19 protein-coding genes and 1 tRNA gene are annotated in these 19,995 nt (G+C 40.9%); 13 read left to right on the forward strand and 7 right to left on the reverse strand.

From position 1 onward, the window contains the following. Both P767_RS0102535 and P767_RS0102540 read left to right on the forward strand, forming a co-directional pair. Positions 1-1,914: TonB-dependent receptor plug domain-containing protein (locus tag P767_RS0102535; protein ID WP_026763285.1), on the forward strand; the 1,914-nt coding region annotated here is incomplete at its 5' end. Then, positions 1,914-4,829 (forward strand): FAD-binding and (Fe-S)-binding domain-containing protein, encoded by a 2,916-nt coding sequence (locus P767_RS0102540; RefSeq protein ID WP_037351579.1) that lies wholly within the window; start codon positions 1,914-1,916, stop codon positions 4,827-4,829. The genes P767_RS0102535 and P767_RS0102540, both read left to right, overlap by 1 nt. Here the strand turns inward: P767_RS0102540 and P767_RS0102545 are convergent. From P767_RS0102545 to P767_RS0102555, 3 genes are read right to left on the reverse strand one after another with little or no spacing between them, the layout of a single operon-like run. After that, positions 4,818-5,246: an RrF2 family transcriptional regulator gene (locus P767_RS0102545; RefSeq protein ID WP_026763287.1), complete on the reverse strand. Its 429-nt coding sequence runs from the start codon at positions 5,244-5,246 to the stop codon at positions 4,818-4,820. The genes P767_RS0102540 and P767_RS0102545 overlap by 12 nt on opposite strands. A gap of 24 nt (positions 5,247-5,270) precedes the next feature. Next, positions 5,271-6,614, reverse strand: coding sequence for a cbb3-type cytochrome c oxidase subunit I (locus P767_RS15440; protein ID WP_051417011.1), 1,344 nt, complete (start codon positions 6,612-6,614; stop codon positions 5,271-5,273). Continuing rightward, positions 6,595-6,996, reverse strand: a complete 402-nt coding sequence (locus P767_RS0102555) for a c-type cytochrome (protein WP_051417013.1) — start codon at positions 6,994-6,996, stop codon at positions 6,595-6,597. Before P767_RS0102555 ends, P767_RS15440 begins: the two co-directional genes overlap by 20 nt. 62 nt (positions 6,997-7,058) lie before the next feature. Here P767_RS0102555 and P767_RS0102560 point away from each other — a divergent pair, with 62 nt between their 5' ends. Genes P767_RS0102560 through P767_RS15455 form a run of 6 tightly spaced genes read left to right on the forward strand, consistent with a single transcriptional unit; the run spans position 7,059 to position 11,332 of the window. Next, positions 7,059-7,457 (forward strand): putative zinc-binding protein, encoded by a 399-nt coding sequence (locus P767_RS0102560; protein ID WP_026752129.1) that lies wholly within the window; start codon positions 7,059-7,061, stop codon positions 7,455-7,457. Then, complete coding sequence (locus P767_RS15445; RefSeq protein WP_051417014.1) at positions 7,438-7,902, forward strand: acyl-CoA thioesterase; 465 nt, start codon at positions 7,438-7,440, stop codon at positions 7,900-7,902. The genes P767_RS0102560 and P767_RS15445 overlap by 20 nt, the downstream gene beginning before the upstream one ends. Positions 7,903-7,926: 24 nt before the next feature. Further along, positions 7,927-8,397 carry a (2Fe-2S)-binding protein gene (locus P767_RS0102570; protein ID WP_026763289.1) on the forward strand — a complete coding sequence of 157 codons (471 nt, stop codon included), beginning with the start codon at positions 7,927-7,929 and terminating at the stop codon, positions 8,395-8,397. Between the two features lie 11 nt (positions 8,398-8,408). After that, on the forward strand, positions 8,409-9,425 hold the full coding sequence (locus tag P767_RS18585; protein WP_216593187.1) for a molybdopterin cofactor-binding domain-containing protein: 1,017 nt from the start codon (positions 8,409-8,411) through the stop codon (positions 9,423-9,425). 17 nt (positions 9,426-9,442) lie between these two features. Next, positions 9,443-10,675, forward strand: a complete 1,233-nt coding sequence (locus tag P767_RS18590; RefSeq protein ID WP_216593188.1) for a xanthine dehydrogenase family protein molybdopterin-binding subunit — start codon at positions 9,443-9,445, stop codon at positions 10,673-10,675. Positions 10,676-10,708: 33 nt separating this feature from the next. Further along, entirely contained in the window at positions 10,709-11,332 is a 624-nt protein-coding gene (locus P767_RS15455) for a pyridoxamine 5'-phosphate oxidase family protein (protein WP_051417017.1), read from the forward strand. A gap of 4 nt (positions 11,333-11,336) precedes the next feature. Here P767_RS15455 and P767_RS0102585 read toward each other — a convergent pair whose 3' ends face one another. Both P767_RS0102585 and P767_RS0102595 read right to left on the reverse strand, forming a co-directional pair. Then, positions 11,337-11,945, reverse strand: a complete 609-nt coding sequence (locus P767_RS0102585) for a hypothetical protein (protein ID WP_026763290.1) — start codon at positions 11,943-11,945, stop codon at positions 11,337-11,339. Positions 11,946-12,441: 496 nt separating this feature from the next. Next, positions 12,442-12,514: transfer RNA gene (locus tag P767_RS0102595), tRNA-Lys, on the reverse strand. A gap of 153 nt (positions 12,515-12,667) precedes the next feature. On the opposite strand from P767_RS0102595, the gene P767_RS0102600 reads away from it, so the two are divergent. The 4 genes from P767_RS0102600 (at position 12,668) to P767_RS0102615 (ending at position 17,461) form a co-directional block, all read left to right on the forward strand. Further along, positions 12,668-13,474, forward strand: a complete 807-nt coding sequence (locus P767_RS0102600) for an SDR family oxidoreductase (protein WP_026763292.1) — start codon at positions 12,668-12,670, stop codon at positions 13,472-13,474. A 29-nt stretch (positions 13,475-13,503) separates the two neighbouring features. Continuing rightward, positions 13,504-14,325 (forward strand): SAM hydrolase/SAM-dependent halogenase family protein, encoded by an 822-nt coding sequence (locus P767_RS0102605; protein WP_026763293.1) that lies wholly within the window; start codon positions 13,504-13,506, stop codon positions 14,323-14,325. A gap of 59 nt (positions 14,326-14,384) precedes the next feature. Next, positions 14,385-15,794 carry a dihydrolipoyl dehydrogenase gene (lpdA, locus tag P767_RS0102610; protein ID WP_026763294.1) on the forward strand — a complete coding sequence of 470 codons (1,410 nt, stop codon included), beginning with the start codon at positions 14,385-14,387 and terminating at the stop codon, positions 15,792-15,794. Positions 15,795-16,021: 227 nt separating this feature from the next. Next, on the forward strand, positions 16,022-17,461 hold the full coding sequence (locus P767_RS0102615) for a PAS domain S-box protein (protein ID WP_026763295.1): 1,440 nt from the start codon (positions 16,022-16,024) through the stop codon (positions 17,459-17,461). A 21-nt stretch (positions 17,462-17,482) separates the two neighbouring features. On the opposite strand, the gene P767_RS15460 is transcribed toward P767_RS0102615, so the two are convergent. After that, positions 17,483-18,136 (reverse strand): DUF4197 domain-containing protein, encoded by a 654-nt coding sequence (locus tag P767_RS15460; RefSeq protein WP_051417019.1) that lies wholly within the window; start codon positions 18,134-18,136, stop codon positions 17,483-17,485. Positions 18,137-18,139: 3 nt separating this feature from the next. Further along, positions 18,140-18,970, reverse strand: a complete 831-nt coding sequence (gene kdsA / locus P767_RS0102625) for a 3-deoxy-8-phosphooctulonate synthase (protein WP_037351581.1) — start codon at positions 18,968-18,970, stop codon at positions 18,140-18,142. Positions 18,971-19,057: 87 nt separating this feature from the next. On the opposite strand from kdsA, the gene P767_RS15465 reads away from it, so the two are divergent. Beyond that, a partial coding sequence (locus tag P767_RS15465; RefSeq protein WP_071840020.1) for an NAD-dependent epimerase/dehydratase family protein occupies positions 19,058-19,995 on the forward strand: 938 nt, incomplete at its 3' end.

Below are 19,995 nucleotides of genomic sequence, written 5' to 3' on the forward strand. Positions count from 1 at the left end.
GAGGTAACCGTAACGGCAACAAGAACAAAACAAAATACACTGCATACACCTTACTCTGTTACACGAATTAATCTGAATGTAGTAGAACGGTTTCAACCCCGGACCAGTCCGGAAGCTTTGGTAGGAACCATGGGTGTCTTTGTTCAGAAAACCAATCATGGTGGAGGATCTCCATTTGTAAGATCCTTAACGGGTAATCAGAATCTTTTGATGCTAGATGGTATTCGTTTAAATAATGCTACTTACAGATATGGACCCAATCAATATTTTAATACCATTGATCTTTTTTCAGTTGGCGCTATAGAAGTAGCCAGGGGAACGGGCTCTGTGCAATATGGTTCTGATGCTATGGGAGGAGTGATTCAGGTTTTTACCAAAGACCCCGGGTTTACGGAAAAGCCTCAATGGTCTGGCAATATTACCGGAAGAGTATTGAGTAATGATGTGGAATATACGGGGAGAGCAGAATTGGTGTATCGCAGTAGTAAAACTGCTTTTCAGGTAGGATACACTTCCAGAAAATTCGGGAATTTGCCCGGAGGTGATACAACGGGTATTCAAAATCCGAGTGGCTATAAAGAGCAAGCCATTGATCTGAAGTTTAAATGGCAATTGAATTCGCAATGGACTTTAACGGCGATGCATCAGCAAAACCAGCAAAAAAATGTGCCCCTTTATCATCGGGTAGCGCTGGAAAATTTTGCCTATTATGTGTTTGATCCACAAGTGCGCAAACTCAGTTATGTGCGATTAGAAGGGAATTCAAGGCATAATCTTTTTTCCAAAATGAACTTCACTGCTTCCCTGCAAAATAACAGCGAGCAGAGAAGGTATCAACGAAACGGCAATGCCAATCGTTTTGTAGAAGAAGAAAAAGTAAGAACTATTGGCTTAACAGCGGATGTATTTTCTGTTTTCTCTCCAAATTGGACAGCCAATACGGGTATTGAATATTATGCTGATCTTGTGCATAGTAATAAGCAGCAAATTACTATTGCCAATAGTGCAGTTTTACAACAAAGAGGACTTTATCCGGATGGGGCAAGCATGGGAAATTTTTCCTTGTATAGCATGCATCATATTGCATTGGGCAATTTTTCTATTGAAGCGGGACTACGTTACAATGCACTCAATATAAAAGTAGATACTGCTCTGGTGAAACCTTCTTCACTGGTATTCAATGGAGCCATTTCTTATCAATTGAATAAACAGCAATCCCTTTATGCATCCTACAGTACGGGTTATCGTGCTCCGAATATAGATGATATGGGTACGCTGGGTCTGGTGGATTTTCGTTATGAAATTCCTGCATTTGGTTTAAGGCCAGAGAAGACCATGAATACGGAGTTGGGTTATAAAGTGCAGACAAAACAATTGCAAGCCTCTCTTGCTTTTTATTATATGCATTTAACCAATCTGATCAATAGGGTACAGTTGCCCGGGCAGCAAATCAACGGTTACAATGTATATATCAAAGAAAATAACCAGGAATCCTTTATCCGGGGCTTTGAATACAGTTTTCAATATCAATGGAAGAATGGATGGTCATTGCATAGCAACGGTGCCTATTCCTTTGGACAAAATACTACCCGTGCAGAACCTATGAGAAGAATTCCGCCATTTCATGGAAGATCCTATTTGCAGTGGAAGCCAGGTAAGATGATGTATATGTTGGAATATGTATATGCCGGATCACAGACCAGACTGGCGCAAGGAGACAAGGACGACAACCGCATTCCCAAAGGAGGTACGCCAGGTTGGAATATCCTGAATATACACGCCAGCATTGATTTTAATTCTGTAGTGCTGCGCACCGGTTTGGCCAATATTTTTAATCAGGACTATCGTATGCACGGGAGCGGCATCAATGGTTTGGGAAGGAATTTGTATATTTCTGCCCAATTTAGGTTTTAATGAAAGAGTCGCTGCAAGAATTAGCCCAACAGCTATCCGGAGAGTTTTATTTTGATACAGAAGCAAAGCATCAGATGCAATTGCGCGCTTATGCAACTGACGCTTCTGTTTACCAGGAAATGCCCCTGGCGGTTGCCATCCCAACCGATGAAAGAGATCTGGAAATTTTAATTGCATTTGCACAACAACATAGTATTACTTTAATCCCACGCGCTGCTGGAACATCACTGGCTGGTCAGGTAGTGGGCGCAGGTATTGTGGTAGATATATCCAAACACTTCACACAAATGATTGAAGTGAATGTAGAAGAGAAATGGTGCCGTGTGCAGCCCGGTGTAATCAGAGACGATTTAAACAGTTACCTGAAGGGATTTGGACTGATGTATGGTCCGGAAACTTCCACCGCCAACAGAGCCATGATAGGCGGGATGGTTGGGAATAATTCCTGCGGTTTGCATAGCATTGTCTGGGGATCGGCCCGTGACCACTTAATGGAAGCGAAAGTTTTATTAAGCGACGGAAGCACAGCTGTATTTAAGGAAAGAGATTGGTCTGAAATTGATTCAATGCAGGGCTTAGAAGGAAAGATTTATCAGGACTTGTTTTCATTGTTGAATAACAATGATCGTCAACAATTGATTCGGGATCAGTTTCCGGCTAAAGAAGTAGTCCGCAGAAATACCGGGTACGCATTAGATTCTTTATTGGATATGCAGCCATTTACAGAAAATGGAACTGCATTCAATCTGTGTAAATTACTCGCAGGGTCTGAAGGAACCCTGGGTTTTATTACAGAATTAAAATTGAGTTTGTTGCCACTGCCTCCCAAAGAAGTTGGGGTATTGATTGTGCATTGCTCTAATTTGGTGGAGTCTTTATACGCGAATATTGAAGTGTTGAAACAAGGGCCGATGGCATCGGAACTGGTAGATAAAATGATCATGGATTTTACCATTGGTCATCCGGAATACCAGAAGAACCGCTTTTTTATTGAAGGGGATCCTGCCGCTTTATTGATGGTGGAGTTTATGGAAGAAAGCCGTGCTGCTTTGGATGAAAAATTGCAATCCACCATTGCTGCTTTGCAACAAAGCAAACTGGGCTATGCCTATCCGGTATTGTACAATGCCGATACTAAGTTTGCCTGGGATGTACGCAAAGCAGGATTAGGCTTGCTGCGCAATTTAAAGGGCGATGCACAGCCAGTAAATCTGATTGAAGATTGTGCAGTATCTACCAATGATTTACCTCATTATATTGAGGAGCTGCAAGTGTTGCTGGCAAAACATGGAGTAAAAGCTTCCTATTATGCGCACGCAGGAGCGGGGGAGCTGCATGTGGAGCCGATTATTAATCTGAAGACGGAAGAAGGGGTAAAACAGTTTCGCGATATTCTGAAAGAAACAGCCGCACTGGTAAAAAAATACAATGGGTCACTTTCGGGTGAGCACGGAGATGGAAGATTGAGAGGGGAGTTTATTCCTGCAATGGTAGGAGCAGAAGTATATGGCTTGTTCAAGCAGGTAAAAAACATTTTCGACCCCAAGGGGATTTTCAATAAAGGTAAAATAACCGATACGCCTCCGATGGATGCGCATTTCAGAATGCAGGTGAATCAGCAGGCTACTCCCACCAAAACCATTTTTGATTTTAGTGCAGACGATGGTATTTTAAGATTGGCAGAAAAATGCTCGGGTTCGGGTGATTGCAGAAAATCTGAAATATCCGGTGGACTCATGTGTCCGAGTTTTATGGCAACCCGCAGCGAAAAAAATACCACCCGTGCCAGGGCTAATATTTTGCGTCAGTTCTTAAGTAATCCGCATGATCTGCAGCCCTATAATCACGAAGAGATAAAGGAAGCCATGGATCTCTGTTTAAGTTGTAAAGGGTGCAAGATTGAATGTCCGTCCAGTGTAGATATCACCAAGATGAAGGCAGAGTTTCTGCAACATTATTATGATGCCAATGGAACCCCATTCCGATCTAAGCTGGTTGGTAATTTTGCCGCACAAATGAAACTGGCTGCTGTATTCAGACCTGTCTATAATTTAATCTTTGGCACGCCCGCCTTGCGTAAACTGGCGAATCGAATAGTAGGGTTTCATCCGGAAAGAACCATGCCTTTGTTGGGTAATGTACAATTACATGCATGGCATGAAAAAAGGAAAGTGCAGCGTGCAAGAAAAGTCTATTTTTTCTGTGACGAGTTTACCAATTTTCTGGATAGTTCTATCGGGCAGAAGGCGATTCTTTTATTGGAAAAACTGGGATACGAAGTAGCAATTCCGGAACATGTAGAAAGTGGCCGATCTTATTTGTCCAAAGGTTTGTTGCGTAAAGCTGCAGCCATTGCCAATCGGAATATTCAATACTTATCTCCACTGGTTTCTAAGGAAGTTCCGATTGTTGGGATTGAGCCTTCCGCTTTGCTAACTCTCAGAGATGAATACAAAGACCTCGCGAGTCCGGAAAACAAGGCAGCTGCGATCCACCTGGCCAATCATACTTTTACTATTGAAGAATTTTTTGCGCGTGAAATAACAGCAGGAAATATTAAAGCAGAGGCATTTACTGAAAACCACAGACAGATTGCTTTGCACGGACATTGTTATCAGAAAGTGTTGTCCTCGCAAAACCATAGTGTAACCATGTTGTCCTTGCCTAAAAATTATTCGGTAGAGATTATACCGAGTGGTTGTTGTGGTATGGCTGGATCCTTTGGGTACGAAAAAGAACACTATGAAGTTTCACAGAAAGTAGGAGAGCTGGTATTGTTTCCTGCAGTAAGAAAAATGGCAGATGAAAAAATCATAGCAGCGGCTGGTACATCCTGCAGGCACCAGATAAAAGATGGCACCAATGTGGTGGCTTTGCATCCGGTGGAAGTGTTGTATGAAGCATTAGTATTGTAGGCTCTTGTTGTTTTTTAATTCTTTTGCCAGTTTGCTAATTGATTTTTCTTCAAAAATTTCTTTCAGCTGAAACTTAACTTTCTTGTATTGCTCATGCAGCGGACAAGGGTTTGCTGTTGAACATTTTTTTAGCCCTAAAACACATTTATCCAATGCTTCATTCTCACCCATGGCATCAATAATGCAGGATATGGGTGCCTGTAAAGTAGGCTCAGTTATATAAAAGCCACCATTAGGCCCAGGCAAAGAGTGAATCAGTTTTTTCTTCGTAAGTACCTGAAGGATTTTCGCAGTAAAGGATTGAGGTGAGTTGATGGCTTTTGAAATATCAACAATGCTAAGCTTCTTTTCTTCTGAACTGTGTTTTGCAATATAGATGGTTGCTCTTAAAGCATATTCTGTTTTTTTAGAAAACATAGATTGTTAGAATTATTGATGAATTTATTTCTTGAAAATACAGCTAATTTTCATTTTCATCAGCGGGAATATAATACAGAATAATCCTATTGCCAGGCTAATTCCAGCAGCCATGAATACAATAAAGTACGGTTTCAATTCCTGCATCATCATGCTAAAACTGTTTTGAACTTCAGCAGTTTGCCAGATGGCTTTCTTTATTCCTGCTCCAATTAAACTACACCAGAATACCAGTAATGAAATATTGCTGATCCAGATGCCTTTATTTATGATTTTGTGATAGTGTAATAAATTGCTGCAATTATCTTCTGAGTTATCAGTAATAGTAGCAAGTAGAATAAAGCTATTGATACCAATGGTGGCCCCCATGGTATGGGCTACTGTTATATGCGTGCCATGCGTATATACATTGATTCCGGGTATTGACATGAGAATGGCTAATGCTAAAGTGAGAAATACCCAGATGTCTGCAGATAAAAGCAAGCGATACGATAAAATATGCAGGTTTTTTTGTGCAGTATCCAGGGTCTTTTTCCAGTTGAAAATTATTCTACCGATTATGAACAATTCAGTCATGCTGACTGCATAACTGATATACTGAACATAAGGTGCTGTCGGAAGCGTATAAATATGATGTCCCCAGTTAAACATTAGATTAAAAAGACCAGTGAAATATAATATAAATGCTATTGAAGATTGGCTTGTTTCTTTATTGCCGCTTATTTTTTCCATCAGGAAAATGCTGGAACCATAAATCAGCATATTCCATGAGCCAACCATGGAACCGTTCGATTTCCATTGAATCAGTATGTCTCCGATTAAATTTTTCCTGAAATAGGGGATGACCCACAAATAAGATTCCAGGTAAGTAAAGAGAAAGAAGATTATACCTGTCATCCACATCCAGATGTAGACGGGCTGATTTCTGAAAGACGATAAGGAACTGATGAAATTAATCAGAAATAATATCCAGCCAGCTATAATTAATACTGCAAAAAACGGAGGAAACTCCCAATATTCCCTGCCTCCAAAATTGCCGGATATATAAGCAAAGTAAATTCCTAAAGTTGAAATGATAAATACAAGCAAGTGTATATAAGCCAGTTTAAATGAGTACAGTTTTTTACCTGTTACACTTCGTAAATAGGTGAGCACCATGCCCACCGATGCTATGATTATCCAGAATAGAACAGAGCTAACATGCAGGGGCCTTATTTTTTCAAATGAAAAATGCTGTTTTAGTAAGCCCGGACTTATGTATTGTAAGCTTCCGATAATCCCCCAGCTTAAGCCAAGTACCAGTAGCATTAATGCAGTAAGTAAATAGGCTTTGAATAATTTATGTTCCTTATTGCTTAATGGTCCCATTGTATGAAATTGTAAAAGTTCTTGGATCGGCTTTTCCTGTCTGGTCTATATTTTTTAAGTAGCCAAGCAGTTCCTGTATTTCTTTATCTGATAGTTTGAAATTGGGCATTACCACCGTTCCTTTTTTTAAAAAAGCTTTGATGTATTCCGGGCCTTTTGTGCTGTAAACGTTCGTAAGGTCAGGGCCTAAGTATCCTCCTAAGCCATAAATCTGGTGGCAGCTGATGCAGTTTTTTTCTTGCCATACCAATTTGCCATTGGAATCGTCTGCCTTTGCCAGGTTTTGCCGGGGCAGGCTACTGTATAGGTGAAAACTATAAACAGTGAAAGTCAGTAAAAGTATGCCTGCTGTCAGGATCTTATTTTTTTCATTGAATCCCATGCCTGAATAATAATTAAGGACAAAAATATCTTTAATTATTATATTTGCGAAAATATTCTGCAATGCTTAGAAATAAAAGTTTGCCGTTGGTATATTCCTGTTCTGGCTGCAGTAATGCTGCACAAATGAGCAATTATATTGCCGTACAATTAGACAGGAAGGGAATTGCTGAAATGAGTTGTATTGCAGGTGTTGGCGGAAATGTAAAAAGTTTGGTAAGGACGGCAGTATCGGGGAGAAAAATTATTGCAATTGACGGGTGCCCGCTGGCCTGTGCAAAAGCCTGTCTTCAGAATCATTCCGTTGTTCCTACTGTACACCTGGAACTGTCTTCATTGGGGGTAAAGAAAAAATACCACGAAGATTATGATATTGAATTGGCAGGGCAGATACTGGACTCCATTCAACTTAAGATTGCTGAACAGGAAACAAGCATAGCAAATGAAGAAGCAAATCAATAAAAAGCCTGCAGATTCTGTTACTGTTAAAACAGAAATAGTCTGTTCCAATGATACGAACCCAATGGGCATTTTACTGGGAGGGAAATTGGTTAACTGGATGGACATTGCTGCTGCCATAACCGCTCAAATGCATGCCGGAAATATTTGTGTAACAGCAGAAATTAGTAAAGTGGGTTTTTCTCAATCTGCCAAAGTGGGAGATGTGCTGGTTATTAAATCTATTGTTACGCGTGCTTTCAATACTTCTATGGAAGTATATGTTTCTGTAAATAGAATCAATTTTAATGGAGATAAAAGCAGTCTGATTGCTGACGGGTATTTTCATTTTGTTTCCATAGATAAAAAGGGGAAGCCGAAAAAAGTGCCAGCGTTATTGCCTCAATCAAAGGAGGAGAAAATAGCGTATGAAGCAGCCATGAAACGGAAAATGCAAAATAAAATGTAGATTCACTATTTAAATAATAGTGTCATGGCGAAGTTTCAGTTAAAAATTAACGGTAAACAATTGTCGGTGGATGTGGATCCTTCAACGCCCTTGCTTTGGGTGTTAAGAGATCATTTACACCTGGTGGGTACCAAGTATGGTTGTGGTGCCGGAGCCTGCGGAGCATGCACCGTCCATTTAAATGGGAATGCTTTGCGTTCCTGTCAATTGCCTGTTTCCGCAGTTGGTACACAAGCCATCACTACAATTGAAGGAATTGCTACTTCTGAAACTGAAATGCATCCCGTGCAAAAAGCCTGGCTGGAACTGGATGTGGCGCAATGCGGCTATTGTCAGACTGGTCAGATCATGTCTGCAGTGGCTTTGCTAAAACGCAATCCCAATCCCACAGAAGCAGAAATAGAAGCTGCCATGACAGGAAATATTTGCCGTTGCGGAACTTATATAAGAATTAAAGCCGCCATTCAAAAAGCCGCTAAATCCACCACTAAATAATTTTTAGAAAAATGAAAAGCGAAAATAAAAATCAAAGCAGACGTTCGTTTCTGAAAGTTACCTCCTTAACAGGTGGCGGCATGATGATTGGTATCAGTTGGTTTGCCAATTTAATTCCGAATGAAGCCATGGCTCATGTTGCCGATAACAACAATTGGGTGCAGCTTAATGGATTTATCAAAATTACGCCTGACAATCAGGTGAAAATATTTAATCCCAATCCTGAATTTGGAACCAATGTAATGACTTCACTGCCCATGATGGTGAATGAAGAATTAGAGGCAGATTGGAGTAAGGTAAAAGTAGAAATGGGGGATTATGATACGCCCAGATTCAAGAGTCAGTTTACTGGTGGAAGCCGCGCCATGGCGATGGCCTGGATGCCATTAAGAACTGCCGGTGCTACTGCACGATTGATGTTGATGCAGGCTGCAGCTAATGAATGGGGAGTACCTGTGAATGAATTGTCTGTATCTAAAGGTACTGTAATGCATAAAGGCTCAGGTAAAGCAGCCACTTACGGAGAACTGGCTACTGCAGCAGCTAAGCTCCCTAAGCCAGAAAAAGTAGCATTAAAAAAGCCGGGAGAGTTTACCTTGTTAGGTACTCCTCAGAAAAATAAAGTTGGAAAAGAAATTGTGAGTGGTCAATCGCTTTTTACCATGGACTATCAGGTAGAGGGCATGTTGATTGCCATGGTGATTCATCCGCCTGCTTTTGGTATGCAACTCAAGTCATTTGATGCATCTGAAGCCTTGAAAATGCCAGGCATTAAAGATGTATTTGAGTTTCAGGTGTACAAAGATGGTTATGTAAAAGCAGGATTTGATACGCGGACATTCAATAGACTGATTGCTGTGGTAGGCAATTCTACCTGGGAAGTGATAAATGCCCGGAAAAAAGTAGTGGCAGAATGGGAACCCATACAAACCACCAAGGAACCTGTTATGGCAAGAGGGGGCAGAAGAGATGAAGTCATTCCCGCCGGTCTGGAAAGTACGGATGAGCATTTCGCGGCAGATGCATGAAATGTCAAAAGAAGCCAATGACGTTGTTGCGACGTACAAAGATGGAGATCCTGAAGCTGCATTTAAAAAATGCGAAGCGGGTAATTGAAAGAACCTACACTGCACCCTTCTTAGCGCATAACCCAATGGAGCCCATTAGCTGTTTTGCGCATATTACAGACGAAAAAGCCTTTTTTGTTGCCCCCATTCAGATCCCTGAAATGATGAAACAAAATATTGTGGCCAATCTGGATATCAAGCCCGAACAACTGGAAATGAAACTGGCCAGAATGGGAGGAGGCTTCGGACGAAGGGCTTATGGACATTATATAGTAGAGGCAGGGCATATATCTAAAAAAATGAAAGCGCCTGTGAAACTGATTTACACCCGCGAAGATGATATGACCAATGGCATTTATCGTCCAACCTATATCATGACGTATAAAGCAGCCATTGATGAGAACAATAATGTAACGGCACTGCATGTAATTGGAGGTGGCTTTCCTGAAAGTCCTTTACATGAAAACAGATTCCCGGCTGGGGCTATTGATAACTACTTAGCAGAGAGTTGGGAGTTGCCAACCAATATCACCATTGGTGCGTATCGTGCTCCCCGTTCTAATTTTAATGCCAGTGCTGAACAATCCTTCTTAGATGAATTGGCAGAAGCAGTGGGTAAGGATCCGTTGGATTTCAGAATTGAATTATTGAAAAAAGCAAAAGCCAATCCGGTAGGGAAAAACAACGATTATGATGTATCCCGTTATATGGGTGTATTGCAGTTGTTGAAGGAGAAATCAAACTGGGGAAGTCCTGCTACTAAAAATGCTAAACGTGGGGTTTCTGCTTATTTCTGTCATGCCTCTTATGCAGCCCATGTGGTAGATGTAACCATGAAGAATGGCCAGCCATATGTGGAGAAAGTAGTGACAGCCATGGACTGTGGTTTTGTAGTGAATCCGGAAGGCGCAAAGAATATGGTGGAAGGAGCAGTTATTGATGGGATTGGAAATGCTTTATATGGAGAGCTACTAATTGACAAAGGTGATACTGCTCAAAAGAACCTGAATAATTACAGAATTATCCGCCATAGAGAAGCACCGAAGAAAATTGAAGTGCATTTTGTGCAGAACAATATTGATCCAACCGGGTTGGGAGAACCACCGTTTCCGCCTGTTTTTGCAGCTGTTGCCAATGCCTTGTATAAAGCGACAGGGAAACGTTTGTATCATCAACCTTATTTGAAGGAATTAAATAAACAAAAAGCATAGGGAACTTTCGGCTTAGATGGTTGTTTACCATGTATGGATAAAACAAATGATAGTGTTGTAATTAACAACATTCACTATAGATTGGCCGATCTGGAAAAAGATTGCTGGATACGTTTGGTAAATGGAGCAGTAAAAGGCAGGGACCCTTTTCATTTGCCTGCAGTAGCCAATTTTTCTGATGGGGATATTTCATTGCGCACTGTTGTACTTCGCAAAGCCTTGCCCGAGGAGCGGGAATTGCGTTTTCATACCGATACGCGTAGTCCCAAATGGAGATCTTTGCAAATGAATCCTGCCATCAGTGCTTTGTTTTATGATGCCAGCGCGCGAATTCAGTTAAGAGTGAAAGGGAAGGCGGTCTTGTATTTTAATGATGCTATTACAGCAGATGCCTGGGATAAAACCAATCTCTCGAGCAGAAGATGTTATTTAACTCCTTTTACCCCTTCGGATTTTTCTGATATTCCTACCAGTGGATTGCCACTGCATATTGAGCAGGAGGAATTTACTGTAGAAGAGAGTGAAGCAGGGAAGGAGCACTTTGGCGTTGTGGGGATTAAAGTTGAGTCAATTGACTGGGTGTGGTTAAATCATGCAGGACATAGAAGGGCTTTCTTTGATTATGTAAAAGGGGAGTATCGGTGGATGGTGCCTTAGTTTGTTATTCAAGGTGAATTTGAAGCCCAATGTTTAATTGAAGGGTATTCCTATTGTTTCTATAATAATCAGGTGCATTTACTATTGTGTTCTGATATCCTAAAAGAAATTCAATTCCAACTGCCGAGTTTAAATAAATAACCGGCCCAATGCTAGCCGAAAATATACTTATCTTTTCATTAATAGGTTTTGGGGATCCTACTCCGTATTGATAGCTTGCTTCAACCAAAATATTATAGTCTTTTTCGGCATCTAATAAATAATATCTTCCAAAGGGGCCCACAACAAATCTGATTTGTGTGAGTCGGCCACCGCTTCCAAATACAGTGCCATCCGGGGCTATGGCATCGCCTCCTTTTCCTTTCTCCCAAATTAAAGATGGCCTTAATCCCAGCGCAAATCTGTCTTTTATAAAATACCCTATATTCGGAGAAGCAGTGATATTAAATCCTTGTGATGTTTGTTCATATGCTGTAGGATACAGGTTTGTATTTTTATTTTGATATAAAGAAAATTGACTTGTGCCGCCTACTAACCAATTTCCTTGTGTAAGTTGACCATTGCAGAAGTAAAATGAAACAAGCGCAAAGACAAAAAGTACTTTTCTTTTCATAAGCATTTGATATTAACTTTTATTTTCTTCAAGACCCTATTTTGGTGTTTCTGTGGTATAAGATATTGTTAAAGTGGTTTTTGCTAGGGTTGGTAATTGCGTATTAGCTGCTTTAAAATTTACAATGCGCCGGGATTGTCGGCTTAGCTTCGCTGTTCCAACAATTGGGATTGTCGGCTTAGCTTCGTTACGCCGACTTCCCTCCGGATTGACCTTACCCAAATCTCTTAGAAAAATAAGGCTGGCTTTTTTATGCTTAACCCTTTCGAGGAAGTGCTCGCTTCGCTTCTTATAACGCAATTCATATTCTCGCTTCAAAAGCACTCGCTTCGCTCGTCGTACTGTGCTTGCTACAGCTTTAGCAAGCAAGCTTGTAAAGCTTCCGCTCGCACATTACGTTTGGCTTTTGAAGCTCGATCGTTCTCGAGCCATATGGGAGGCTTCCCCTCACTCGGTTCTTTGCATAAAAAAAGCTCCGAATTTCTTCGGAGCTTTGTGATCCCGCTGGGACTCGAACCCAGGACCCATACATTAAAAGTGTATTGCTCTACCAACTGAGCTACAGAATCTTAAAGATTTCGTTGCCGTTATCTTTAATTTGGGTTGCAAAAATAGGATAAATAAAAACACTGCCAAATTTTTATTGAAAAATTTTAGATTTTTTCTTGCAAGGTTGCAGTTTTCTTTGATGTATTTTTGATGGAATTAAACAAAATCAAGTCATGTCGGTGTTTCAAAACAAAGTGGTGGTTATTACGGGTGGTTCAGAAGGGATAGGAAAAGCATTGGTGAGTTTATTTCTGGATGCAGGGGCTAAAGTGGCTACCTGCGGTAGAAATTATGATAAGCTTTATCAGTTGCAATCGGCTAATTCCGGAAAACCGTTGGTGATTCATACGGCAGATGTAAGTAAAGAGCAGGACTGTATCAATTTCATGCAAGTTGTAATTAAGCAGTTTGGTACGGTGGATATATTAATTAATAATGCGGGCGTATCTATGCGTTCCTTGGTAGAAGATGCCAGTTTTGATGCCATTCGAAAAGTAATGGATATTAATTTCTGGGGAACTGTTTATTGTACTAAGCTGGCTTTGCCATATATCCTTCGAAATCAGGGAACCATCGTGGGGGTTTCTTCCATTGCCGGATACAGAGGTCTTCCGGGTAGAAGCGGTTACTCTGCTTCCAAATATGCTGTGAACGGATGGCTGGAAAGTCTCCGCACCGAGTTGCTTGATTCCGGTACCAATGTAATGTGGGTTTGTCCTGGATTCACTACCAGTAATATTCGCAATGCTGCATTGGATAAATCAGGTATGCCTAACGGAGAATCAAAAATGGATGAAGATAAAATGATGTCTGCCGAGGAATGTGCCCAACATATAGCCAAAGCCATCGAAAAAAGGAAGCGCACATTGGTACTTACTTTCACTGGAAAGCGTACGGTTTTTCTAAATAAATTTTTCCCTTCATGGGCAGACCGACTGGTGCGTAATTTTTTCTTTAAAAATGGCCAATTGGTAAAATAAATGTTAAGGGTTTAGCGTTACGATAGCGCATGCCTATACTGACCCTTAGTTCTGATATTGGCCAGCGTGATTTTATCGTTGGTGCCATCAAGGGTCAATTCCTGCAAGCCATACCCGATTTGAATCTGGTGGATATCACACATGATTTATCTCAGACAAACCTGCCCTTAGCGGCTTATATCTGCAGTAATGCTTTTCGTTTTTATCCCACGGGCAGTTTTCACCTGGTTTTGATGAATGTATTTGAAAATGAAGTAGATCATTTTTTAATTGCCCATCACCAGGGACAGCATATTATTTGTGCAGATAATGGCCTTATTACAATGATGACAGGTGAAAAGCCTGCACAAATCATTCGAGTTCCCATTCAGCAGAAAGCGGGGTTACTTTTCATTACTCAGGAAATTTCAATGGCCTTGGCCAAAATATTTAAGGAGGGAAGGGTTACGGCTGCGGGATCGGTTACCCAGCAAATGGTAGAGAAGTATCCGCTAAAACCCACCGTTGGAGAGAATTGGATAGAGGGACAGATTTTGTTTATAGACAATTTTGAGAATGTGGTGGTTAATATTACGCAAAAAGATTTTGAAGAGCACCGGAAGGGAAGGAACTTTAAAATAGAAGTGAAAAGACAGGAAGTGATTGAAAAAATCAGCGAAAACTATGCATCCGTTCCCGAACATGGCAAAATAGCCTGGTTTAATTCGGCCGGATACCTTGAAATAGCCCTTAGAAACGGCAATATGGCTGGCTTGTTCGGACTTCAGGGATACAACGAACAAATGCAACGTTCAGGTGTTTCCAACGGAAATAAATGGTTTTACCAGACCATTCGCGTATTCTTTGAATAAACATAGTATTTTCGCATCCACAAAACCATAATTTATCATTTTTAATTAATACTGTTATCATGGCATATGATGTAATTGTCTTGGGAAGTGGTCCTGGTGGATACCCCGCAGCAATCCGTGCTTCTCAGCTTGGATTTAAAGTGGCGATCATTGAAAAGGAAAGTTTAGGAGGCGTTTGTTTAAACTGGGGTTGTATCCCAACCAAAGCGCTGATTAAAAGTGCACAAGTGTACGAGTACATGAAACATAGTGCCAGCTACGGTATCAATGCAACAGGTGTTCAACACGATTTTGGTGCAGTAGTAAAAAGAAGCCGTGGTGTTGCAGATAAAATGAGTAAGGGTGTTCAATTCTTAATGAAGAAGAACAAGATTGATGTGATCATGGGCTATGGTAAAATCAAAGCCAAGGGTCAGGTAGAAGTTACTGCAGCAGATGGCAGCAAGCAAATTGTAGAAGGTAAGCATATCATTATTGCAACTGGTGGAAGAAGCCGTGCGTTACCTAATTTACCACAGGATGGTAAAAAAGTAATTGGATACCGCGAAGCCATGGTATTACCTGAGCAACCCAAGTCTATGATTGTGGTTGGTAGTGGTGCCATCGGTGTTGAATTTGCTTATGTATACAATAGCATGGGTACCAAAGTAACCATTGTTGAATTCATGCCAAGAATTGTGCCTGTTGAAGATGAAGATATTTCTAAGGAATTAGAGAAGCAATACAAAAAGCAAGGCATAGAAATCATGACCAATGCTTCTGTAGAATCAGTTGATACGAATGGAGCCGGCGTTAAAGCTACTGTGAAAAAACAGGATGGTTCTATTGTTGTATTAGAAGCAGATGTGTTATTAAGTGCAGTAGGGGTGGTTGCGAATATTGAGAATATTGGTCTGGAAGAAAACGGTATCAAAACCGAAAAAGGAAAAATCATTGTAGATAAATTCCAGCAGACTTCTGTTCCCGGTATTTATGCAATTGGGGACTGTTCTCCTGGTCAGGCATTGGCTCACGTTGCTGCCAAAGAAGGTATTAACGCAGCAGAACATATCGGTTACACAGAGAAGAAATTCCATCATGTACCTGAAGCAATGGATTACAACAATATCCCTGGATGTACCTACTGTATTCCTGAAATTGCCAGTGTTGGATATACCGAGAAAGCTGCAAAGGATGCAGGATACGAAATCAAGGTTGGTAAGTTCCCTTTCATGGCCAGCGGTAAAGCTAGTGCTGCCGGTGCAACTGAAGGGTTCATTAAAGTGATTTACGATGCCAAGTATGGTGAATTCCTGGGTTGTCATATGATTGGAACCAATGTAACTGAAATGATTGCAGAAGCAGTTGTTGCCCGTAAGTTGGAAACCACCGCTCACGAAATTCTGAATGCAGTTCACCCGCACCCAACCATGAGTGAGGGCTTGAAAGAAGCAACTGCTGCAGCTTACGGTGAAGCCATCGATATCTAAGCATGAATAGCAGGTATTTGAAAGATTGCCGCATAAAATAATAAGCCTGAGGGCTTTAAGTAATCCCGGTCAGCATTTGACCGGGATTTTTCATTGAGCCCAATCTCTACCAACCAGTTTGTATTTATTAATTTTACTATATTTTTTGCCGATAACTTGGTATCTTGGTGTTGTAATCCTGCTGACTGGTTTACCCCCAGACTAACTCAGCGCAACCGTACACACCTATGAGTCTTTTGAAAGTAAATCAATTGCTACCATCGCAATTATTGAATTCATTGATTTTTTCTGTGGTCATCACCGACTTATCAGGAAGGTTCCTGTATGTGAATCCATTGTTTCAGCACAAGTTCTCTCATATTTCTACTGATCTTACCCAAAATCATTTTGCCGACACCGTTTATGCAGAGGATGTAAAAGCCTGTAATGAAGCGGCGCGAACCTGTATTAAGAACCCTTTACAACCCGTTTCCATCACAGTACGAAAAGCCTGTGAGGGTGATGAGTTTTTCTGGACACACTGGGAAATCTCTGCTGTAAAAGACGATGCTGGTAATATAATTGGGGTAATGTCTGTAGGGCATGATGTAACCACTACCGAAACTAACAATGAAAAGGCAACTGAACTTTCTGAAAGCAGGGCTTATGTAAGGGAGTCTGCTCACGAAGATGAAGACCTGGCTTTGCTGTCATTGGTTGCTCACAATACTACAAATGCGGTAATTATTACCGATAAGGAAGAAAATATTACCTGGGTGAATGAAGGCTTTGTGCGTATCATGGGTTACACGGAAGCGGAAGTAAAGGGTAAAAAAATCTATTTCTTCCTGGAGAATGCCCCGGAAGTAAGCGATAAAATCAAAAAAAGAATCCGTTATTCTCTCGATAATAAATTGGCTTTTACAGAAGAAGTAAAAGTGATTAACAAACGGAATAAATCAGTCTGGCTTGAACTGAATGGCAAGCCGCTGTTCGATGAAGCGAATAATCATATTGGATTCATGTCTACGGACAATGATATTACCAAGCGTAAGAATGCTGAACAGGAACAAAGGGAAACCCTTGAAAGACTTTCGCTGGCTACCGATTCTGCACAGATTGGTGTTTGGGAGGTAGACCTTGCTGATGGAAATACTTTCTGGGACGAGAAAATGTATGACCTCTACGGTTTTGCTAAAGACACGCCTTTCGCTCCTTATAAGATCTTCAAAAAAATGATGCATCCGGAAGATAAGGAGATGATGAAAAAGATTCTGGCTGGATTGGCAGAGGGTAAAAAATCCATTGACTCCGCTATCTATCGGATCAATATGCCTAATGGTAAGATTCGTTACATTGAAGCACATGCCATTGTTCAGAAGTCGGCTGATGGAAAGCCCATCCGTTTAATTGGTACCAACCGCAATATTACCGATGATATTGCCGTACAGGAAAAAATGAAAACGCAGAATAAGGTATTGCGCGATATAGCTTTTATTCAGTCACACGAAGTAAGAAGGCCATTGGCCAATATTCTGGGTGTAATTGAAGTTTTGAATAGCAGCAACTCTGTACAGAACAAAGAAATCTTTGATCACCTTATTGAAAGTGCAAACGAACTGGACATGCAAATCAGAAGTATCGTTAAAAAGACGAATAACCTGGATGGTATCTTTTCTAATGGTTAACGCTTCACTTATTTACTCACACTATTGCCCAAAAACTTTCTTCAATAAATCAGTTGCTCTTGCAGCTGGATTCTGACGGATATTTTTTTCTTCCAAAGCAATCTGACTATATATGCCGGCCAATGCTTTTTCAGTAACATAATCGCTCAGGGAAGGATTGAGTTTTTGAAAACTGAATTTATTATAAGCATTCACTAAGCTGGTCCAATGTTTGGTAGCATCGGTTTTCTGTAGCGAACTGTCTATCACGGGTTTGAATGCGCTGGTTAATGGAGCACTGGTGGTTCTTTTTAAATAGGCAGTAGCTGCCGTATCTGCTCCTCTTAATATGCCAATAGCATCGTTTACCGTCATTTGTTTGATGGCATTGGTAAAAATAGGTGCAGCCGTTTTACAGGCATCTTCTGCAGCCCTGTTGATGCTTAAAATAGCTTCGTCTACCTGCTTGCCCATTCCTACTGATCTAAGGGTTCTTTCAATTTTAGCTGCTTCAGGGGGGAGTAAAATTTTTAGCGCAGCATTTTTAAAAAATCCGTCTGTTGCAGACAAGGCAGCAGCACCTTTTGTAGCGCCAATGGTTAGTGCTTCTTTTAATCCTGCTGCAATATCCAACTGCGCAATCACTACCTGATGACCCAACAGAAGGAACAAGGCCCAAACAATTCTTTTTTTCATGCATTATAATTTTACTACAACATCTCTCAGCTTTACCAGCTGTTCTAACAGAGAAGGTAGCAAATTCAATGCCAGCATATTGGCTCCATCACTCTTGGCTATAGATGGATTAGGATGGGTTTCAATGAACAAACCGTTTGCTCCGGTTGCAATGGCTGCTTTGGCAATGGTGCCAATCATTTCAGGGTTTCCGCCGGTTACTCCTGAAGTCTGATTGGGTTGTTGCAAAGAATGTGTACAATCCATAATCACAGGTACTCCATGACTTTGCATTACAGGAATGTTGCGATAGTCTACTACCAGGTCCTGGTATCCAAACGTATTGCCTCTTTCGGTAAGCATGATTTGTTGATTACCCGCACGCTGAATTTTTTCTACAGCAAATTTCATAGAAGCTCCGCTCAGGAATTGTCCTTTTTTAACATTTACAATTTTTTGTGTTTGAGCTGCGGCTTCCAGTAAGTCTGTTTGTCTGCATAGAAATGCGGGGATCTGAAGTATGTCGATAAAGGGGGCTGCCATGGCAGCTTCTTCATGGGCATGAATATCTGATGTGGTGGGTAACTGATAGGTTTCGCCTACTTTTTTAATTAAGAAAAGACCCGTTTCATCGCCCAGTCCGGTAAATGAACTTGCACTGGTTCTGTTGGCTTTTCTGTAGCTGGCTTTAAACACATAAGGAATACCCAATCTTTTGCAATGTGAACTCACAGTATCTGCAATTTCCATTACAATTTCTTCTGATTCTACTACACAGGGTCCTGCAATCAGAAAAAAAGATTCCGGATTGTATTGTTGATTTTTAAATAAATCCTGCAAAAAATTAGGTAACATATAATAAAGATTGTACTTGATTCAATAAAACAAAAGTAACGGAATTGTCATTCATTTTTTCGTTTCTTTGCTCCTCAATTGATTGCCATGCCTAGCAGAAAAGATAAAATTTTAGTGATAGGAGCCTGCGGACAAATTGGTGTTGAATTAACGCTGGCTTTAAGAAAGCAATACGGAAATAACAATGTTATTGCCTCTGATTTAAGAGAAGAGAATCCCTTATTAAAAGGAACAGGTCCATATGTGAGTATGGATGTGATGAACAAGGAAATGCTGCACGTACAGGTAATTCGTCAGAATATTACCCAGATTTATTTGCTGGCAGCTATCTTATCAGCAACAGGGGAGAAGAATCCCAACCTGGCCTGGCACCTGAATATGCAGGGCTTGCTGAATGTACTGGATATTGCCCGCGAGGAAAAACTGCACAAGGTATACTGGCCCAGCAGTATTGCGGTATTTGGTCCAACCTCTCCCAAGCAATTGTGTCCGCAACAAACCATTATTGAACCTACTACGGTATATGGAATCAGCAAGTATGCAGGTGAGTTCTGGTGCAATTATTATCACCAGCGTTATGGGGTGGATGTAAGAAGTATTCGCTACCCGGGATTAATCAGTTATAAATCTGCACCGGGAGGTGGTACTACCGATTACGCAGTAGAAATTTATCTGGAAGCCATTGAGAAGCAAAAATATACCTGCTTCCTGTCTGAAGATACCTACTTGCCCATGATGTATATGCCCGATGCCATTCGTGCAACAATGGAGTTAATGGAAGCGCCTGCAGATAAAATTTCGGTAAGAACTTCCTATAATGTTGCAGGGATGAGTTTTTCTCCCAAAGAAATTGCAGAGAGCATTAAAGCGCAGGTATCCGATTTTGAAATGGGCTATAAGCCAGATTCAAGACAAGCTATTGCCGACAGCTGGCCACAAAGCATTGATGACAGTGTTGCAAATAAAGATTGGGGCTGGAAGCCCCAATACGATTTGTCTTTGATGACGAAAGATATGTTGGAAAA

The sequence above is a fragment of the Sediminibacterium salmoneum NBRC 103935 genome (assembly GCF_000511175.1).
GTDB classification, from domain to species: Bacteria; Bacteroidota; Bacteroidia; order Chitinophagales; family Chitinophagaceae; genus Sediminibacterium; species Sediminibacterium salmoneum.